Origin of the sequence: Pararhodonellum marinum, assembly GCF_015354735.1 — a bacterium.
Classification (GTDB): Bacteria; Bacteroidota; Bacteroidia; order Cytophagales; family Cyclobacteriaceae; genus Pararhodonellum; species Pararhodonellum marinum.
Genome location: NZ_JACEFJ010000002.1, coordinates 312001 through 328560 on the forward strand (window position 1 = coordinate 312001; position 16560 = coordinate 328560).

14 protein-coding genes are annotated in these 16560 nt (G+C 42.1%); 10 read left to right on the top strand and 4 right to left on the bottom strand.

The window, feature by feature from the left end:
- Positions 1-4: 4 nt before the first annotated feature.
- A complete protein-coding gene (locus tag H1A14_RS05135) occupies positions 5-649 on the bottom strand; it encodes a hypothetical protein (RefSeq protein WP_194775149.1) in 645 nt (214 codons plus the stop codon).
- Between the two features lie 149 nt (positions 650-798).
- Between H1A14_RS05135 and H1A14_RS05140 the strand changes: the two genes are divergently transcribed.
- The 4 genes from H1A14_RS05140 to H1A14_RS05155 all read left to right on the top strand — a co-directional run bounded on the left by H1A14_RS05140 (position 799) and on the right by H1A14_RS05155 (position 5550).
- A complete protein-coding gene (locus tag H1A14_RS05140) occupies positions 799-2964 on the top strand; it encodes a TonB-dependent receptor (protein WP_194775150.1) in 2166 nt (721 codons plus the stop codon).
- Between the two features lie 12 nt (positions 2965-2976).
- Entirely contained in the window at positions 2977-3633 is a 657-nt protein-coding gene (locus tag H1A14_RS05145) for a hypothetical protein (RefSeq protein ID WP_194775151.1), read from the top strand.
- A 100-nt stretch (positions 3634-3733) separates the two neighbouring features.
- Complete coding sequence (locus H1A14_RS05150; RefSeq protein ID WP_194775152.1) at positions 3734-4801, top strand: sensor histidine kinase; 1068 nt, start codon at positions 3734-3736, stop codon at positions 4799-4801.
- A complete protein-coding gene (locus H1A14_RS05155) occupies positions 4798-5550 on the top strand; it encodes a LytR/AlgR family response regulator transcription factor (RefSeq protein ID WP_194775153.1) in 753 nt (250 codons plus the stop codon). The genes H1A14_RS05150 and H1A14_RS05155 overlap by 4 nt, the downstream gene beginning before the upstream one ends.
- A gap of 283 nt (positions 5551-5833) precedes the next feature.
- On the opposite strand, the gene H1A14_RS05160 is transcribed toward H1A14_RS05155, so the two are convergent.
- A complete protein-coding gene (locus H1A14_RS05160; RefSeq protein ID WP_194775154.1) occupies positions 5834-7042 on the bottom strand; it encodes an ATP-binding protein in 1209 nt (402 codons plus the stop codon).
- Positions 7043-7288: 246 nt separating this feature from the next.
- On the opposite strand from H1A14_RS05160, the gene H1A14_RS05165 reads away from it, so the two are divergent.
- From H1A14_RS05165 to H1A14_RS05190, 6 genes are all read left to right on the top strand, one after another.
- Positions 7289-8458 carry a DUF4221 family protein gene (locus H1A14_RS05165; RefSeq protein WP_194775155.1) on the top strand — a complete coding sequence of 390 codons (1170 nt, stop codon included), beginning with the start codon at positions 7289-7291 and terminating at the stop codon, positions 8456-8458.
- A 210-nt stretch (positions 8459-8668) separates the two neighbouring features.
- Positions 8669-9799, top strand: a complete 1131-nt coding sequence (locus H1A14_RS05170) for a DUF4221 family protein (RefSeq protein WP_194775156.1) — start codon at positions 8669-8671, stop codon at positions 9797-9799.
- Positions 9800-9807: 8 nt separating this feature from the next.
- Positions 9808-10950, top strand: a complete 1143-nt coding sequence (locus H1A14_RS05175; protein WP_194775157.1) for a DUF4221 family protein — start codon at positions 9808-9810, stop codon at positions 10948-10950.
- 83 nt (positions 10951-11033) lie between these two features.
- The gene (locus H1A14_RS05180; RefSeq protein WP_194775158.1) at positions 11034-11411 is read left to right on the top strand and encodes a hypothetical protein; all 378 of its coding nucleotides are present in this window, start codon (positions 11034-11036) and stop codon (positions 11409-11411) included.
- A gap of 734 nt (positions 11412-12145) precedes the next feature.
- A complete protein-coding gene (locus H1A14_RS05185; protein ID WP_194775159.1) occupies positions 12146-13297 on the top strand; it encodes an ATP-binding protein in 1152 nt (383 codons plus the stop codon).
- Between the two features lie 262 nt (positions 13298-13559).
- Complete coding sequence (locus H1A14_RS05190) at positions 13560-14153, top strand: DNA-3-methyladenine glycosylase I (protein ID WP_194775160.1); 594 nt, start codon at positions 13560-13562, stop codon at positions 14151-14153.
- 76 nt (positions 14154-14229) lie between these two features.
- Here the strand turns inward: H1A14_RS05190 and H1A14_RS05195 are convergent, their stop codons facing one another.
- Both H1A14_RS05195 and H1A14_RS05200 read right to left on the bottom strand, forming a co-directional pair.
- On the bottom strand, positions 14230-15933 hold the full coding sequence (locus H1A14_RS05195; RefSeq protein ID WP_194775161.1) for a GMC oxidoreductase: 1704 nt from the start codon (positions 15931-15933) through the stop codon (positions 14230-14232).
- On the bottom strand, positions 15926-16480 hold the full coding sequence (locus tag H1A14_RS05200; RefSeq protein WP_194775162.1) for a gluconate 2-dehydrogenase subunit 3 family protein: 555 nt from the start codon (positions 16478-16480) through the stop codon (positions 15926-15928). Before H1A14_RS05200 ends, H1A14_RS05195 begins: the two co-directional genes overlap by 8 nt.
- Between the last annotated feature and the right edge of the window lie 80 nt (positions 16481-16560).

A 16560-nucleotide genomic window follows, 5' to 3' on the forward strand; every position in this document is an offset into this window, starting at 1 on the left:
GGGTTCAAAATGGAGGTTTTTCCAGTCGGACATTCCATATTTTTGCCTGTTCCAATACATCCTCATGGTGGGAATTGATAAAGAGACCAAGCAATACTTTTTCATCCAATGCCGACATGGTATGGGAACCGATTTTTTCAAGCGGCTCACCCGCCAAGGCAGCGTGCATGGTAAATTGATTTCCTTTCCGATCTAGTTGGAGCGTTTGATACTGACTTTTAGAAGCAAAAATCTGGTCCTCAGGGTCTCTCATGGCTTCCCCTTCAGCCCTTCTCCACTGCAGTACGGTCAAGCCATCCCCATGTAGGGTGGCACTGATATGGGAGGCATTGGCTTGCTCAGATTCCCTTACCATCAGGCCGATTTTCCGATGGGGGTCAGTTCCTGCTCCGATGAATTCAAAATCAGCGGTCAATATAAAATCTCCCTGCCATTCGCTGAATAAATAATAAAACTCATCTGTGTCAAACCAGATATTGTACCCTGCACCTTCCAATAAATAACTTTGATCCTTTTCATTGAAAGTAGCCTTTCCAGCAAGTTTTGGATCACCGATATCTTTGCTGTATTGAAAAATCCCGATGCGGGGATCTTGGGAACACCCGGTGACAACAAACCAAATCATCACAAAAAGCAGGAAATTTTTCATATAGATCAACAGATTAATAGGAGAATTTTAGACAAGATAAGCAATTCCAGTCCGGGACAAATTCACTTCATCCCTAAAATTCCACGCTTCAATCACCTTTAATTTTTTAAGGCCGCTATTCTGCTGAATTTTGGGTCAAAGGATCAAAAATGAAAGCACTTTTCACCATCATCATCTTCTTTTTACCAGCCACCCTTTGGGCGCAAACCCAGCTGAAAGGGACTGTGTTGGATGTCAAAGGAAAAACCATTCCAGGGGTAAGCATCTACTTAAAGGGAACGTATGAAGGCACTTCTTCCGAGGTGGACGGCACCTTTGATTTTACCACTGATGCTATAGGGCAAAAAACCCTTGTTTTTCAATCCATGGGCTTTAAGACGGTGGAAATACCGGTGGAATTAGAAGAGGAGCTTCTGATTTTCAATCCGGTTTTGAAAGAAACCATCAGCGAAATGAATGCCGTGACCATATCCGCGGGAGCAATGGAAACATCCGATGAGAAAAGGGCGGTTGTCCTAAGGCCGGTTGATATTGTAACGGTACCTTCTGCCATGGGAGATATCATTGGGGCGTTTCAGACCTTGCCTGGGACAGCAAATGTGGGCAATGACGGCAGGCTGTTTGTCAGAGGGGGAGATGCTTCCGAAACCGCCATTTTTATTGATGGACTCAAGGTAGGAAATGCCTTTGGCACCACCGCCACCAATGTACCTACCCGCACCCGGTTCAATCCCAATTTATTCAAAGGTTCCTTTTTCAGTACCGGAGGTTATTCTGCAGAATACGGGCAGGCACTATCCTCTGCTTTGGCTTTAAATACTGTGGATTTTCCGGTAAGGAACCAGGGAGACATCAGCCTGATGTCAGTCGGAGGAGGATATACCCAAACTTTGGCCGGAGAAAAAAACAGCCTTACTGCATCCGCCAATTACTTTGACTTATCTCCTTATCAGTCCCTGATCAGGCAAAATTTCGATTGGGAAAGGGCCCCTTATGGCTGGGATGCCGAAATTTCGGCCAGACAGAAATGGGGCAAAAACGGCATGGTCAAAGCCTATCTCCATACCGAATCCAATGGGATGAAGATCTGGCAGGCCATGCCAGGTTCAGAAGACCGGGGTCAGCTGGTCGGTGTGCAGAACCACTATACGTTTGGTCAGCTTTCCTTCAAACAAACCGCGAAGAATGACTGGAGCTATTATGGGGGGATTTCCTATTCCAACAACGTGGATGAATTTACGCTGGACCAGGTGGACATCCACAACAGAAATCAGGTTTTACATACTAAACTTGCGGGGATTAAGGGCTTTTCTGACCGCTTTTCAGTCAAAATGGGACTGGAATCCTATCTGTTTGATTATGCAGAAACATTGGTCACAGTTCAGGAAAGCCGTAGCTTCCGGGATCACCATGCGGTTTGGTTTAGCGAAGCGGATTTCTATGTCAGCAACAAGCTCATTTTACGGGGAGGCCTCAGGGCTGGGCACAGTTCCCTGGCCGGGCAATCTTGGCTGGATCCGAGGATTTCATTGGCTTATAAGTTTGACCACGAAGGGCAGCTTTCCCTTGCAGCAGGTCAGTTTAGCCAAATGCCGGTGGAGCAACTTAGAATCCTGAGCACAGCGCTTCAGAATACCCGTGCTGACCATCTGATCCTCAATTATTTCCTGACCAAAAACGGCAGAACCATCCGGGCTGAGGCCTTTTACAAAGATTACAAGGAGCTCATTACCTATGAAGTGGCACAATTGCTTCCCATGCCCATCGGAATCAGCAACCTCCAACAAAATGGCCAAGGCTATGCCCGGGGATTTGATGTCTTTTATCGCGATCAAAAGAGTTTTAAAAATACCGACTTCTGGGTGACTTACAGTTTGATTGACAGCCGCAGAAAATTCGCCCAGTTTACTGAAATGGTACAACCGGCTTTTGCCCCCAAGCACAATGGGTCGGTGGTGGTCAAACACTTCATAGCTCCGGTCAAATCCCAGCTGGGAATTTCATTTAGCCTTAACGACGGCTATACCTATGACAACCCCAATTTGCCGGGTCAGATGAATGCCAAAACCAAAAGCTTTCAGGACCTGAGCCTAGGATGGAGTTATTTGGCCAAGCCCAACCTGATCATCCACTTGGCCTGCTCCAATGTGCTCGGAAGGGACAATATTTTCGGGTATCAGTTCAGTGACCAACCCAATGAACTGGGTCAATTTGAAGGGATGCCCATCAGGCTTCAGGCCCCCAGATTTCTATTTCTGGGCATATTCCTGACCCTTTCCAAAGATAAAACCGCCAATAATTTGAACAACCTATAAATTTTACAAACCATGAAAAAGTACTGTATTGCCATTATCGTCATGATGCTTATTTCCATGATTTCAGAAGCATCCAATGAGGCTTACGAAAAAGCCATGCACAAGGAATTACAACAAATGAAAGCCGCAAAAAGTCCTGAAGAGCTGCAGAAGGTGGCCAATGGATTTGCAAGGATTTCAGAAATGATGCCTGAAGAGTGGCTGCCGGATTACTATGCCGCACTGGCTTTGGCCAATGCCGGCTTTAGGATTCAGGAGGACAAAAAGGAAAAGGACCGTTATTTTCATGCCGCAAAACAGCATGCTGAAAAGGCCGCAGCCATTTCCGGGAACAACTCCGAAATTGAGGCCTTGAAAGGATATATTGTAATGGGAGAATTAAGTGTGGATCCCAATTCAAGGGGCCAAAGTCTATCTCCTTTAGCCTTGCAGACTTTTGGGAAGGCCATAGAGTTGAACAGGCAAAATCCCCGTGCGATCATATTGATGGCCCAGATGGAATTGGGTATGGCGCAGTTTTTTGGACAGGGGCCCGAAAAAGCCTGTGGGTTGGTCGGGTCAAGTCTGGAATTGTTTAAAAAGGAGGAGGCTGGGCAAGCCGAAAATACCCTGCTGCCTACTTGGGGCAAAGATATAGCCTTAAAGATGAAGGAAAATTGCCAGTTGTAGAAAAATATTAACTTTAGACCTGCCAGGTTTTCAAAACCTGGCAGGTCTAAATCCTTGGAAAGATATGTCTAAATCAATAGCTTTAGCAAACCTTCATGATATGAGCAAAGTCCGTCCCTACAGCTCGGATAGTATTTTCAAGTCATTCTGGAAATTCATTTTGTTAAATGTCGGGATAGCCACATTTTTAATCGTTGTGCTTTGTCCCCAATGTCTTACCAGCTGGGAGGGATTGAGGGCTGTTTTTCCTGATTTCGTTTTTTCTTTTTTGATTTCCAGTTGCCTGAGTTTTGGGGGATATTGGACCGACACCATACTCGACAGCCGCTTGCCTTGGGTGAAATTTCCCTTGGCCAGGTTGTTGGTGACTGCCATTGTTTATATCATTTACTGTTTGTTTTTCAGTTATCTAATTGTATTAATTGTCTCGTATTTAAAGGGTCAATTTGAACTGTCAAACATCCCCTGGAAGGCACTTTTGGAATTTACCAAAACTCCCGTCATCATCGGCTTATGTTTCATGGCTTTTTTCACTGCCCGATCCTGGTTGTATGAATGGAGAAATGCCGCCATTGAGGCAGAACAGTTAAAATCAGAGAACATCGCCAGCCAATACCAATCCCTGAAAGACCAGTTAAATCCCCATTTTCTGTTCAATTCGCTCAATGTATTGAGTAACCTGGTATATGAAAATGCTGATAAATCCGCAGCATTTATCCAACAGTTGTCCAAAATCTACCGCTATGTGCTCGATGTACAGCAGGAAGAATTGGTAGGTCTGGACCAAGAAATCGGCTTTGCTGAAAATTACCTGAACCTGCAAAAAATCCGCTTTGAAGGAAGTTTGGATTATGGGATGGATCTACGGGACACAAAAGGGTTTTATTTACCGCCGCTTTCGCTGCAGCTGCTTTTGGAAAATGCCATCAAACACAATATTGCGAGCCTTGAAAAGCCCTTGCAGATCAGGATTGAGCAGACCGGGGATGCTTTGGTCATTAGGAATGTTTTGCAGCCCAAAACCACCCCCATGGAAGCGGAAGGAGGTATCGGATTAAAAAACATTGAAAAGAGGTATGCCTTGCTCAGTGATCAAGCCCCAAAAATTTCTGAAACAGACCATGAATTTATTGTGGAATTGCCTTTGCTAAAACTGAGTAAGCCATGAAAATCCTGCTGATTGAAGATGAGCGTCCCGCTGCAAACCGGCTCAGGCAGCTGATTCATCAAGCGCTGCCCAATTCTGAGGTTTCGGGCCATCTGGACAGCATCACTTCAGCAGTAGAATGGCTTGAGTCCCATCCTGCCCCGGACCTGATTTTCTGTGACATCCAATTGGCTGATGGTCTGAGTTTCAGGATTTTTGAAAAAGTAAAAATCGCTTCCCCGATCATCTTTACAACAGCCTTTGATCAGTATGCCATCAAGGCCTTTAAGGTAAACGCTGTGGACTATTTGCTCAAGCCCATCGACCCGGAAGAACTCGCCAAGGCCATTGAGAAATTTCAGAACATGTCCCTCAAATCCAATTTGGACCTTGACCAGATCAAAGCATTGCTCCAACCCCAGCAGCGGGAATTTAAAAGCCGTTTTATGGTTAAAATCGGGGAGAAAATCCACTCTGTCATGACGTCTGAGACCGCATATTTTTACAGTGAGGAGCGCATTACTTTCCTGCAGACTACGGAGGGTAAAAAGTATATTTTGGATTATACCCTGGATCAACTTGAAAACATGTTGGATCCCAAGCAGTTTTTCAGACTGAACAGAAAGTACATTGCTTCATTCCCGGCCATTGCCGAGATCCACACCTATTCCAACAGCCGCCTGAAAATCAAACTGGCCAATTGCAGTGACCAGGACATTCTGGTCAGCAGGGAAAAGGTAGGGGCTTTGAAGGAGTGGTTGGATGGGTGAGCTTGAAAGGATGAGGGATGAAGTGAGAATTTTTGGAAGATCCAAGTAATAAATTGAAGTGGATAAAAAGGATTGTAGAGGAACTGCTCAAAGGTAAAAAGTGGGAGGTTTTGTTAACAGGAAACGGGATTTCATTTAAGCGCGAAAACAGATTCGTACTGGGTGCGAAAACCGCAGTCAAAGCGGTTCCGACAACCCGATAACCGCCCCCGTAGTTGGGGCGTGACAACATGACAACGGAAATGAGTAGGAAATTGAAGGTAAAGGTTGAAAACCGATTATATCACATAAATTTTCTGAAAAAATCCTCTGACCAAGGTTGAAAACCTGCAAACTGAAAATTGAATTCAGGATAGGTATCCATAAATAATCGGTATTTTTTGATTTTTGCCAGGCTTTCATCAAATTTTGCCTCAAAGGCCATTGGAGGATTTTCATATGGGAGCACAAAATCAATTTCTTTGCTATCAGCTGTTCTCCAGAATCTGATCCCATCCATTCCAAACTGGTCTGCCAATATTCTAAAAACCGCCTGTTCCCACAATTCACCCTTGTCAACCCTTTGATTGATGGGGGCAAAATTATTGAGGAGGGAATTTCTCAGTCCAGCATCCAATAAATACACCTTGGGCATTTTTACCAGCTCTTTACGTAAGTTTGCATAAAAGGGACGAACTAAAGTCACATGAAAACATTTTTCCATGATTTCCAAATAGTTTTGTATGGTTTCGTTTCTTGATTTGAGTGTGTTACTCAATTCGTTTACGTTGACCAATTGCCTGGTTTGAGATGCCAATATCTGGAAGAGACGGTAGAAAACTGCCTCATTTTGAACACCGGACTCTACAATGTCTCGCTTGATGAAGGAGTCCCTTATTTCTTTGAGCATTTCTGCTTTTTCAGGAATGGATGACTCAGTGATTACTGCAGGGTATCCTCCGTAAATCATGTATGCCTCCCATTCCAGTCGTAAGAGATCCAATTTTAGGCTCTTAGCCAAAGGCTGTTCTTTAATTCTTACCACTTCTTTCCAAAGTTCCTCCTTATTCTGCAACATCAAATAATCTTCAAAATCACAGGTCATTAAGTTAAAAATCCTTTTTCTCCCTGCAAGGGAATCCTTGAATTTTGTATCAATATAGAATGCACTGCTTCCGCTTGCTATTATTTTTATTTTGTCCTGAAAGTCATCATAAATCAATTTCAGAAAATTTGATGGGTCAGATAAATACTGTATTTCATCCAAAAAGACAACTGTTTTCTTCTCTTGGGTAGGGAGGTATGAAAGCAGATTTAAAGGATTGGTGTTCAATTCTGCTAAAAATGTTTTGTTTTCCAGATTTATAAATACCTCAGGAATTCCCCTTCTCTGACAATGTAACCTCAAGTCATTCAATAAGGTGGACTTGCCGGTTTGCCTGGCACCCGTCAAGATGGTAAATTCTTTTTTGGGGAGATGTTGGAGGAGCTTGTTGTAGAGTTTTCTTTTCATTGTATCATAATAATTCTTTTTAAATTTAACCTTTTTACTTGTAACTGTTTCTCATACTAGTAAAAATATCAGATAATTTACCTATTGAACTAGTAAAAATATCAGATAATTTACCTAGTCTACTAGTAAAATTATCTAAAAATACATGCCTACCTGATTCTTTGTGAATAAAAAAAACATTTTTAAAATTAGTTTTAAATATATAATAATAATGATTAACTTTTTAGTCTTAAAAACCTGCGCAATATGAAAAATGCACTTTTGGCTTTTATGGCCCTTACGCTGTTTATTGCTTGCGGCCCTTCCAATGAAAGTAAAATCGATTACAGCCAAATCACATTTACTTTAGACACGGTCATTGTAGATTCAAAGGATGAAATTCTGTTTCTGATAGGTGACTTAATGATAGCTGACCTTTCTGCTGACAATCAATATCTGTACTATTTAAACCCCATGGGCCTGACTTTGGAAATTGTCGATCTGAACCAATTGGAGTTTGTTAAGAGGGTTTCTTACGAGGAGGAAGGACCAAATGGCCTGGGCAGGTTTCCCATGCAGTTTCAGGTCTTATCAGATGAGCGGATCTTTATTGGGAGTTTTACCCATCGGGGAATTTTTGATCTTGAAGGGGTTAAGCTAAAAAACTTAAATTTTAAAATGGATGAGCTGGGAGGTGATGACATGCCACCGGATTATATAGAAAAATCATTGATGACCGATCCCAGAGACCAATACAAACTTTTTTCTGTATTGAATGTATGGGGAGAAGGGCTTAGTATCTTTGGACTTATAGATACCCAAAAGAAAACCTTTCAAGATTTGCCCATTCCTGAATTTGATTATCTGGGAGAATTCAGGATGATTTTTTCTGATGGTGGCAACCCTAGGGCTATCTTAGGTGAACAGATGGGATTAACCGAATCAAACAACAAAATAATCGTATCGAACAATATAGGTTCAGATTTATATGTTTTGGATCTTGATACCGAAGTTCTAAATCATAAGCCAATGGATCACCATTCCATTCCCTCAAGAAAATCCAATAAAATGCCACCTATAGTTGAATCACTGGAAGAATTCCATGCACACAATCGCAAACTCGGAGAGGACATCAACTTTACTTCACCTGTATGGGATGAAGAAAATCAGGTTTACTATCGCTTTGCCTACTTTATGAAAAACAAGGAAGTGGAAGGAAAACCGCAATCCGATGGCGCTGAAGTATTTTTAATCGTGTTGGACAAGGACTTTCGATTAATTTCAGAAACTCCGTTGGCTTCATATACAAAAATTCCGAACCACCATTTTGTCAAAGACGGTAAAATCTGGATTTTTGAAAATATGGAGGATGAAATGGCTTTTATACGGCTATCAATCATGGCATTAATAACTGACATCAAAATTTACGATTTTTAATGTCAGTAGGGAAAACTGACCTCAATGGAAAGCTTTGAGCCTCTGGCTCACTACACCGGAGTCGAAAACTCCACAATCAGCAGTCCGAAGACACAACTTTCAAACAACCTCAGCACTACAGTATAACATGAATTATATTAACTAAATTTCACATTGTTTTTTATTAAAAGAAGTTTTTAAAACTTATTTTGTAATTCCAAAAAGACATTTATGATGATAAGGTATAATGTTATTTTGTTTTCAATAATCCTGTTTTCCTGTGAATCGGATAAAGAAGTAAAAGAGTTTAGCGATCAAATGACCTTTACGATCGATACGGTGATGGTAGACGCTAAGGAGGAATTCCTCTTTTTGAACGGCAACCTCAATATGGCAAAAATTGACCCTCAAAACCGCTATTTATATAATTACAATTGGAGGGATACGAAAATAGAAAAGGTTAACTTGGATGGGTTGGTTTTTGAAAAATCTATTGCTTTGGCCAAAGAAGGTCCCAATGGGGTGGGTGATTACCTTTCTGATTTTTATGTATTGGAGAATGGAAAGCTTCTGGTTCAAGGCCGCAACAGTTATTTTTGGGTGGATGAGGAAGGCAATCTTTTGGAGAAAGTAGATTTTATGAATATGGAAGACAGCGGTCTGGAAAATTCAGATTTCATTGGCCCCCAAAAAATTTTTAACTCCAATGAATTGGTCCTTTATGGGTATTTAATGAACTGGGAAGAGGACCTGTATCAGATAACCAAAGTTGATTTGGATAAAAAGACAGTTGAGAAGACCGACCATGAGTCCTTGCTAAAACTCAAAGATTATAAAATCAACATGACGATAGATGGCAGGCTGGCAGGAGGATATGGGCCAAGTGTCATAGTGAGTGGAAGCCCAAAAAAAGTAATACTCAGTACCAATGTTGCCAACGAAGCTTTGACCATACAGGGCTTGAATGGAGATCCCGTTTACCATTCCTTCCAAAGCGAACTATTTCCTGACTTATTGAAAAAGCCGGTTAAAACGCAGGTAGAATCCTGGGAGGAAATTCAGGAAGTGGTGAAAGAAATGCGTTCCGAGGCCAACCAAGGAAAGTTTTTTGCAGACCAGAACGGGAATTTTTATCGATTCAGCCATAAGCTCAAATTCAGCGAAGATGCCGAAGATAGTGAACCTACAGCAGAGGTATTCCTAACCATATTTGATCAGGATCTGAATCAGCTTGCAGAATCCAGTGTAAAAGACCTAGACTTCCAGCCTGAATTCTATTTTTACAAGGACGGGAAAATCTGGATTTTCAAAAATATGGAGGATGAAATGGGATTTATCCGCCTATCTATTTCAAATAATTAAATAGCGCTATGAAAAACCAATTAATAATTCTGCTTTCAGTTCTTTTATTTGCATGCGGCAAAAATAAAAACGAGACCCAAACTGACTTTTCCAATATTTCCTTCTCCATGGATACCGTGGTGGTGGATCCCGGGGATGAAATCATCTACCTCCAATGGTCCTTGGGGGTTTCAGACCTTTCCGGGGACAAAAACTTCCTGTATAATTTTAACATGAATGATTATACCCTCGAAAAAATTGATCTTGAGGAACTGAAGCTTGTCGAGAAGCTGCCTTATGAAAAGGAGGGCCCCAATGGGTTGGGCATGTTTCCCAATGATTTTTATGTATTGGGAGAGGACCGCTTTTTCATTGGAGGTTTTGAGGCGAAAGGGTTTTATAACCATGAAGGAGAAAGACTTGAAAAATTTGATTTTAAAAAACGGGAATATGAAGGAGGAGGTTTTTTAGAAGGAGAGGACTTTTCTTCAATTGTCTCTTTGGAGGATCAGCCACAGACATTTTATGGGCTTCTCAGAAATTGGACTGATAAAAGCGTGGAGTTTGCAAAATTGAACCATGATGCCAATCAATTTAAAAAATATGAACTTCCCGAATTCGTCAAATTAAAGGATTTTTTCATGGAACTGAATGACGGCACGCGCAGGATGATTATGGGCCCATCCATCATGTTGGATGCCTCAGAAGGTAAAATAATTTTATCCAATGATGCAGCCAATGAATTCTATTGGTATGACATTGAAAAAGACAGCCTTTACTATCAGCTTTACGAAAGCCAATTGACTGAAAATGAGCGAAAAATAAAATTTCCCCCGGTGGTGGAAAGCCAGGCTGAACTAAGGGAAATGATGGAAAAAGCCAAAGAAGAAATCAGGTTTATGGCACCTGTTTGGGATGAAGAAAAAGCTTTGTTTTATCGGTTCTCCTATATCGAAAAGCAAGCGGGCCAGGACTCAGGTACAGTGGAAAGTGAAGCCAATGCCCAGGTTTATTTGACCATATTTGACCGGGACTTGAATATGGTAGGAGAATCCCCGGTGGGGGTTTTGAAGAAAAGGCCAGGTAATCATTTTGTCAAGGGCGGCAAAATCTGGATGTATGAAAATATGGATGATGAGTTGGGTTTTGTGCGCCTAAGCCTCCTTCTCTAAGTTCAAGCCATAGCATGTAAATATTTTATCCAACTTCATGAAGCACCTGCTGGTTACATTATCGGTGCTTTTTCTATTTTCCTTTGGGAGAAGTATCATCGCATAGCGACAGGGATACGATTTTTAGAAAACAGGAGGGTCGATTGACCCCAGAATACCTACTTCATTTCATTGGATTTGACAACACACTTCAATTGGGAATGGGCCAAGTAGTGATGTCAGATAGCCATGCGTTTTTACGCATTGTATATGACAATTCTTCCTATTTTATAGTAATTGATTTAGAAAGCAACCGTCCCCTGATTCATTTAAGGCAACTATTTGATAGGGAGTTGACCATAGAGAGCATCCCAAGGCAATTAAATGAGGATGTGTTTTACTCTATTCTACGGGACAGGGAAAATTCCGAGGAGAAAAATCCACTGATCGTGTTTTATCGTTTGACAGCCCCTAGTGATTAAATGAAAAAGTAAAGCTTAGAAATGCTAAGGCTCAGGTCCGATGAGGTATCGGAGGGAAGTCAGATGAAGAAGGTTACTGGAAGTTTTACTTGACAAAAAGTTATGTCAGGATTCAATCTTATGGTAGATTCCTCTGATTGATAGATTATTTAAGAGGACTGAAATTTATTTGCCTTTGCTGTCATTCACCATTCTCCCATACTTTGAACATAACGTGGCGTTTTTTTGGTTATTTGTCAAGCTCAATCATAGAGATGAGTTCGTCTGATGTTAGAACTGGTATAATTGAATTTTTAAAATCCTTTATATTTCTAGTCACAATATAATCAACTTAGCCGATTGAAATGGCTGAATATATCTGAAGGCCATCTTCAAAATCCTTAAATTCAGACAATAGCGCCTATTTCAGGTTTGTTTCCGTAACATCAATCAGCTGAATTAAATCAGTCAATTCATATAATTTCATTCTCAATTCCTTTTCATCAGTATATTTTTTCAAAATATAATGTGCAGTGGCGAAAACATGGGTCTCCTACCTGCTTGCTTAGTTTTGAACAATTTTGGCCACAAAGACACTAAGTCACAAAGGGGCGAATAGAAAAACAGATAATAATCCCTAATATTTATCCATGAAAAACGCAACTCAAACTTTCATTTTTCATGGAAATGTTTTTTTAATCAATGTTTTCAATCTAAATTTACCATGAAAATCGTAACTCAAACTTTCAATTTTCATGGTAAACCGCTACATACGGACTTTGCTTCAGGAATACCTGGATTTATTTCCCGCTGTGGGGATAGTGGGACCTAGACAGGTCGGGAAGACTACCTTGGTCCAGAATCTTACCTTGGAAAAAGAAAGAATTTATCTTGATCTGGAAAAGTCCAGTGATCGGGCTAAACTATCCGACCCTGAACTTTTTCTTAGAGCCCATGTGGATAAAACCGTCATTTTGGATGAAATCCAAATGATGCCCGAATTGTTTGCTGAGCTGAGAAGCCTGATTGATGAAAAAAGAGAAACGGGAAGATTCATCCTATTGGGTTCTGCATCCCCGGAACTGATCCGGAAATCTGCAGATTCCTTGGCGGGAAGGATTGGTTATTTGGAATTAACGCCATTTCATTTAGGAGAAACGGAATATGATGAATTGGACCGGTTATGGATCCGTGGTGGTTTTCCACTCTCGTATTTAGCAGGTTCAGAAAGATCAAGCCGATTATGGAGGGAAAACTTTATCAAGACCTATATTGAAAGAGATCTCGGCCTTTTGGGTTTGAATACAGACCCTTATTTGGTGGAGCGGTTTTGGAGAATGCTGGCCCATGCCCAAGGGGGATTGCTCGTTTCGGAAAACTTCGCAAAAGCACTTGGAATCTCACGTCCCACAGTGAATAAATACCTGGAATTTTTGCACGGGTCCTTTATGGTTCGACTTCTCCAACCTTACTTTCCCAATGTGAAAAAACGCCTCGTCGCGTCTCCAAAGGTGTACATCCGAGACTCCGGCATTTTACACAGTCTTACGGGAATAGACGCTTATGAAGACCTCATTAACCAACTTTTGGTAGGCAATTCCTGGGAAGGATTTGTGATTGAACAGATTTGTAATGTGTTAGGTGATGAATATGAGTATTATTTTTACCGTACCCATCAGGGTGCGGAATGTGACTTGTTATTGCTCAGGTCAGGAAAAGTGAAGTATGCCATAGAAATCAAAAATACCTTATCTCCAAAAATCAGCAAAGGCTTTAGGATCAGTAAGGATGACCTGGATGCTGAAAAAGGAGTGATCATTTGTCACGTGAAAGGATCCTATCCCTTGGAAGATAGTATCATAGCGAGCGGTCTTTGGGAATTTGTTGAAAAGCTCAGAAAATCCTAGTATCCGGAAAGTTGTCCTTACTGACTTAAAAGCCTGCTATTACACATGGTTGTTAACTAAGAATACATTTGGTACCAAACATCCAAACATGCATTTTGAGATGGACAGTATCATTTGGTTTAATGAAAATCCAGAAGATGATCTAAGTATTTATTATCTTTTGATTTCGAAGCGTTACAGCTGAAAGAAAATCGTTCTGTTGATTTCAACATCAATAAGTATTCCCTCAAATATATTTGACTATCTACCCCATTAAAAGCTTATGAAAGGAAATAATAGCATTACACCCATTAGGTGCCCCTGGTGTCTTGGTTTTGACCAATACAAGGCTTATCATGATGAGGAATGGGGAGTTCCGGTTTATGATGACCGAAAGCATTTTGAATTCCTGGTCCTCGAATCAGCGCAGGCAGGTTTAAGCTGGGCTACCATCCTCAAAAAAAGAGCAGGATACCGGAAGGCCTTTGCGGATTTTGATTACCGGGTAGTGGCCACCTTTCCGGAAAGCTACGTATTGGAACTGTTGCAGGACAGCAGCATCATCCGAAACAGGCTGAAAATACAGGCAGCGATCAACAATGCCCAAAGATTCATAGAGGTACAAGCCGAATTTGGCAGTTTTTCTGCCTATATCTGGTCTTTTGTGGGAGGCAAACCGATCCAAAATCAGCTCAAATCCATGGCTGAAGCACCCGCAAGCACAAATGAATCCGACCGACTGGCCAAGGACATGAAAAAGCGAGGCTTTAAGTTTCTGGGATCTACCACCCTCTATGCCCACATGCAGGCCACTGGATTGGTCAATGATCATCTCGTGGATTGTTTCCGTTACAAAGAGGTATCTCATGAACCTTGATAGCATAATCTTTTTTATACAAAAACCCCTGAGGCAATTTCCTGCTCAGGGGTCATGGATTCTATGTTTCTGCAATTCAGAAATCCTTCATCGCATGATGCGCAGCCCTTGCCGCAAAAGCCATATAGGTCAGCGATGGATTTTGGGTAGCGGTGGAGGTCATGCAGGCCCCGTCAGTGACATATACGTTAGGCACGGAATGGAGCTGGTGGTTGGCATTCAGAAGGGATGTTCTTGGATCCCGGCCCATTCTGACTCCGCCCATTTCATGGATATCTAAGCCAGGCGCCCTTTTATCATCCCGGGTTTTGATGTTGGTGAAACCGGCTTTTTCGAACATTTCTGTCATCTGTTCCAAATAATCCTTTATCATCTTTTCGTCGTTGTCATCATAATCCACATGTACTTTGAGCTGAGGAATGCCCCAAGGGTCTTTTTCATTGGCGTCCAAAGCCACATAATTGCTTTCTTTGGGGATGGTCTCTCCCATCATGTGGGAGCCCACATGCCATGGACCATATTGGCTAGGGTTGAGTAGGTTTTCTTTCAGTTCCATGCCTATGCCACTTTGGTCAGCATAGCTTCCTCGGCCAGCACTAAAGCCGGCTGCATAGCCCCTGAGGAAATCAGTTTCCTGTTTGTGAAGATTTCTGAATCTTGGGAAATAACCGCTCGTTGGTCTTCCACCTGCGGTGGTATATTCCTGATGTCCTTCATGTTCTGCGGATATCCCTGCCCTGTAATTGTGAAAAGCCACATATTTTCCCAGCAAGCCATTGTCATTTCCCAATCCATTGGGAAAACGATTGGAAGTGGAGTTCAATAGGATCAAATTGGTATTCAAGGCGGACGCATTGACAAAAATGACCTCAGCAAAATAGCTTTCTTCCTCTTTGGTATGGGTGTCTATGATGCGGACACCGGTAGCTTTTCCCTTTGCTTCATCATAGATGATGGAATGGACTACTGCATCGGTACGCATAGTCAGGTTTCCGGTTCGTTCAGCCCAGGGTAATGTAGAGGCGTTGGCAGAAAAATAGCCTCCAAATGGACAACCACGCTGGCAGAGGTTTCGGCTCTGGCATTTGGCTCGGCCTTGCTTTTGGAAATGTTCCAGATTGCCTGTGATGTGGGCACACCGGGCCAAAATCATGTGGCGATCGTTGCCATAATGCTTTTTGAGCTCTTCTTGAAAATACTGTTCCACGATATTCAGTGGAAAACCAGGGAGAAATTCCCCATCAGGCAAATGGGCTAATCCGTCCTTGTTGCCTGAGACGCCTGCGAACTTCTCCACATGGCTGTACCACGGGGCAATGTCCCGGTAACGGATGGGCCAGTCTACTGCGAAGCCATCCCGTGCAGGACCTTCAAAATCAAAGTCTGAAAGCCGTTGTACCTGCCGTGCCCATAGAAGTGATTTACCGCCCACCTGATAGCCTCTGATCCAATCAAATGGTTTTTCCTGGACATAAGGGTGTTCCTGATCCTTGACAAAAAAATGGGCAGCATCTTCCCGAAAAGCATAACACCTGCTGGCAATGGGGTTTTCCTTTTGAATTTCCTGGGTTAACTGTCCCCGGTGGGGAAACTCATAAGGAAGCATGTTGGTGGTGGGGTAATCTTTGATGTGTTTCACATCCTTTCCCCTTTCAATGACCAGGGTTTTGACCCCATTCTCGCAGAGTTCTTTGGCTGCCCAGCTGCCACTCATTCCGGAACCGATGACGATGGCCTGATAGGTATTTTCCGCCTGTGCTTTTATATTAAGATTAGCCATGGAGCTGTTCGGGATTAAGGTTGGAAATCAGGACAGCCCCTTGGTATGCTCCGGGGATAAGTGAGTAGGGTTTTACTTCCGTCTGCATGTATTCGGAGCTCATAAAACCTTGAATGGTTAACCTTTTGGTCATGCTCAAAAAAGTGGATAAGTCTTTGTTTTCTTCTGCTTTGTCCTGAAGTCCGTTCAAAATCAGGCTTTCTCTTTCCGCCTGATCCAAGCGTTGAAATTTTTTCCCTTTGTTGTTTTTGCTGTAGGCCTCAAACCCATTCAATCCAGTTATAAAGGAGGCCTGTTGCTCTTCTGAGTAACAATCATTGACCATGATGAGAATAAAATCCTGAACAGAAATATCTTGGGCTCCTTTGATTTTTCCAGGGGGGATAATAGTATCGGCAATTTGAGCAATTAAGGCATTCTGAGATGGCGTGATCTTAAGCTTATCATAAGCCTCTAAGATTTCTTCTTGGGAAAAATCGCAGGAAGGAACCAAAATCAATCCACCAGAAATCAAAGCCAGGTTTTTCAGGGCAAGTCTTCTGTTCATGGTCTAATGGGTTTGAGGTCAATTGGAGGCAAAAGGTAAAATGAAATCATCAATTTTCCCAGAAAATACCCGTTGACCTT